The sequence below is a fragment of the Streptomyces sp. WM4235 genome (genome assembly GCF_001279725.1).
Taxonomy (GTDB): Bacteria; Actinomycetota; Actinomycetes; order Streptomycetales; family Streptomycetaceae; genus Streptomyces.
In genome coordinates, this window is the sequence record NZ_LGDE01000275.1 from 1 (window position 1) to 493 (window position 493).

A 493-nucleotide genomic window follows, 5' to 3' on the forward strand; every position below is an offset into this window, starting at 1 on the left:
GACCGTCCCCGGGCGGTCCTCGACCGGAAGGATCCTGCTCGTCGCCCACACCGACTCCACGTCTTCCGGTCCCGGCGCGTCCGACGACGGACTCGGAGTGGGCGCGGTGTTGGAGATCGCCCGTGTACTCAAAGCCGGGGAGCGCACCCGCAACGACGTCGTCCTGCTCTTCACCGACGCGGAGGAGATCGGGCAGCTCGGGGCGAGGGCGTACGTGCGGAACACGCCGGCCCTCGACCCGCGACGGGACGTCGTGATCAACTTCGATGCGCGGGGCCCCCCGGGTCCGGCCGTCTTGTTCCAGCGGGGTGAGCGCACCGCGGGCGTGGTCGGCGCGTTGGGCGACCGCCCGCCGGTCACCACCTCCCTGGCCGACGAGGTCTACCGGTTGCTCCCCAACGAGACCGACTTCACCCACTTTCGCGAGGCGGGCCTGACCGGTCTGAACTTCGCGGTGATCGGTGGCAGTTCGCGCTACCACTCCACCGAGGAC

At 70.8% G+C, this 493-nt stretch carries 1 protein-coding gene; it reads left to right on the forward strand.

Annotated features, from left to right (window positions below):
- Positions 1-493: M20/M25/M40 family metallo-hydrolase (locus ADK55_RS19360; protein WP_159041474.1), on the forward strand; the 493-nt coding region annotated here is incomplete at both ends.